Annotated in this window: 1 rRNA gene; it reads right to left on the reverse strand. The window is 56.2% G+C overall.

Features of this window, described 5'->3' with window-relative positions:
* Positions 1 to 6: 6 nt before the first annotated feature.
* Positions 7 to 3134 (reverse strand): 23S ribosomal RNA (locus tag ABZU75_RS45985).
* Positions 3135 to 3190: the final 56 nt, after the last annotated feature.

The following is a 3190-nucleotide window of genomic DNA, read 5'->3' on the forward strand; positions in this document are numbered from 1 at the left end:
TGCTTTGTGGTCAAGTCCTCGGCCTATTAGTACTGGTCAGCTCCACACATTACTGCGCTTCCACTTCCAGCCTATCAACCCGGTCGTCTACCGGGAGCCTTACCCCCTCACAGGGTGGGAGACCTCATCTCAAGGCGAGCTTCCCGCTTAGATGCTTTCAGCGGTTATCCCTTCCGAACGTAGCCAACCAGCCGTGCTCCTGGCGGAACAACTGGCACACCAGAGGTTCGTCCGTCCCGGTCCTCTCGTACTAGGGACAGCTCCTTTCAAGTCTCCTGCGCGCGCAGCGGATAGGGACCGAACTGTCTCGCGACGTTCTAAACCCAGCTCGCGTGCCGCTTTAATGGGCGAACAGCCCAACCCTTGGGACCTACTCCAGCCCCAGGATGCGACGAGCCGACATCGAGGTGCCAAACCATCCCGTCGATATGGACTCTTGGGGAAGATCAGCCTGTTATCCCCGGGGTACCTTTTAGCCGTTGAGCGACGGCGCTTCCACATGCCACCGCCGGATCACTAGTCCCAGCTTTCGCTCCTGCTCGACCCGTCGGTCTCACAGTCAAGCTCCCTTGTGCACTTACACTCGACACCTGATTGCCAACCAGGCTGAGGGAACCTTTGGGCGCCTCCGTTACTCTTTAGGAGGCAACCGCCCCAGTTAAACTACCCACCAGACACTGTCCCTGATCCGGATCACGGACCGAAGTTAGACGTTCAAAACGACCAGAGTGGTATTTCACCAATGACTCCACCACCACTAGCGTGATAGCTTCACCGTCTCCCACCTATCCTACACAAGACGTTCCAAACGCCAATGTCAAGCTATAGTGAAGGTCCCGGGGTCTTTCCGTCCTGCTGCGCGTAACGAGCATCTTTACTCGTAGTGCAATTTCGCCGGGTCTGCGGTTGAGACAGCGGGGAAGTCGTTACGCCATTCGTGCAGGTCGGAACTTACCCGACAAGGAATTTCGCTACCTTAGGATGGTTATAGTTACCACCGCCGTTTACTGGCGCTTAAGTTCTCAGCTTCGCCACACAAGTGCGACTAACCGGTCCCCTTAACGTTCCAGCACCGGGCAGGCGTCAGTCCGTATACATCGTCTTACGACTTCGCACGGACCTGTGTTTTTAGTAAACAGTCGCTTCCCCCTGGCCTCTGCGACCCCCACCAGCTCAGAACGCAAAGTTCGTCACCAGCGAAGGCCCCCCTTCTCCCGAAGTTACGGGGGCAATTTGCCGAGTTCCTTAACCACAGTTCACCCGATCGCCTTAGTATTCTCTACCTGACCACCTGAGTCGGTTTAGGGTACGGGCCGCCACGACACTCACTAGAGGCTTTTCTCGGCAGCATAGGATCACCCACTTCGCCACAATCGGCTCGGCATCACATCTCAGGATATACGAACCGCGGATTTGCCTACGGTTCTCCCTACATGCTTACCCCAGGACTACCATCGCCTGGGCTGGGCTACCTTCCTGCGTCACCCCATCGCTTACCTACTACCAGTTCAGGCCAGGCGTTCAGCCTCACCCACACCCCGAAGGGCGTCAGGGACTTAAGGACCCTTAGTATCACTGGATTCAGTATTGGCGCATCGTAGCGGGTACGGGAATATCAACCCGTTGTCCATCGACTACGCCTGTCGGCCTCGCCTTAGGTCCCGACTTACCCTGGGCGGATTAGCCTGCCCCAGGAACCCTTGGTCATCCGGCGCAGAAGTTTCTCACTTCTGATTCGCTACTCATGCCTGCATTCTCACTCGCACAGCCTCCACAGCTGGATCACTCCGCTGCTTCACCGGCCGCACGACGCTCCCCTACCCATCCACACACCTAAACCACAAAGGCTCAGTTATACGTGTGAATGCCACGACTTCGGCGGTGTACTTGAGCCCCGCTACATTGTCGGCGCAGAATCACTTGACCAGTGAGCTATTACGCACTCTTTCAAGGGTGGCTGCTTCTAAGCCAACCTCCTGGTTGTCACTGCGACTCCACATCCTTTCCCACTTAGCACACGCTTAGGGGCCTTAGTCGGTGGTCTGGGCTGTTTCCCTCTCGACTACGGAGCTTATCCCCCGCAGTCTCACTGCTGCGCTCTCACTTACCGGCATTCGGAGTTTGGCTGACGTCAGTAACCTTGTCGGGCCCATTAGCCATCCAGTGCTCTACCTCCGGCAAGAAACACGCAACGCTGCACCTAAATGCATTTCGGGGAGAACCAGCTATCACGGAGTTTGATTGGCCTTTCACCCCTAAACACAGGTCATCCCCCAGGTTTTCAACCCTGGTGGGTTCGGTCCTCCACGCGGTCTTACCCGCGCTTCAACCTGCCCATGCCTAGATCACTCCGCTTCGGGTCTACAGCATGCGACTCAAACGCCCTATTCAGACTCGCTTTCGCTACGGCTCCCCCACACGGGTTAACCTCGCCACACACCATAACTCGCAGGCTCATTCTTCAAAAGGCACGCAGTCACATCACAAACAAGGCAAGCCTCGTTTACGCTCCTACGGCTTGTAGGCACACGGTTTCAGGTACTATTTCACGACCCCTCACCGGGGCGCTTTTCACCTTTCCCTCACGGTACTTGTTCACTATCGGTCATCAGGGAGTATTTAGGCTTACCAGGTGGTCCTGGCAGATTCACACAGGATTTCTCGGGCCCCGTGCTACTTGGGATCCCCTCCAACAGTCGACAAGATTTCGCCTACCCGACTCTCACGGTCTACGGCGCCACTTCCCAGAAGCTTCGGCTATCTCATCGATTTCTTACTGTCTACGGTCTCGGCAGAAACCGTCAGAGGGTCCCACAACCCCGTAAACGCAACGCCTGCCGGCTATCACACGCCTACGGTTTAGCCTGATCCGCTTTCGCTCACCACTACTCACGGAATCACTATTTGTTTTCTCTTCCTACGGGTACTGAGATGTTTCACTTCCCCGCGTTACCACCAACCGCCCTATACATTCAGGCGGAGGCAACACCACATGACTGGTGCTAGGTTTCCCCATTCGGACATCCCCGGATCAAAGTCTGGTTGGCGACTCCCCGGGGCTTAACGCAGCCTCCCACGTCCTTCATCGGCTCCTGATGCCAAGGCATCCACCGTGTGCCCTAAAAAACTTGGCCACAAAGATGCTCGCGTCCACTATGCAAATCTCAAACAACAAACAGCGACCAAACCC

This window comes from Streptosporangium sp. NPDC005286 (assembly GCF_040607515.1).
Classification (GTDB): Bacteria; Actinomycetota; Actinomycetes; order Streptosporangiales; family Streptosporangiaceae; genus Streptosporangium.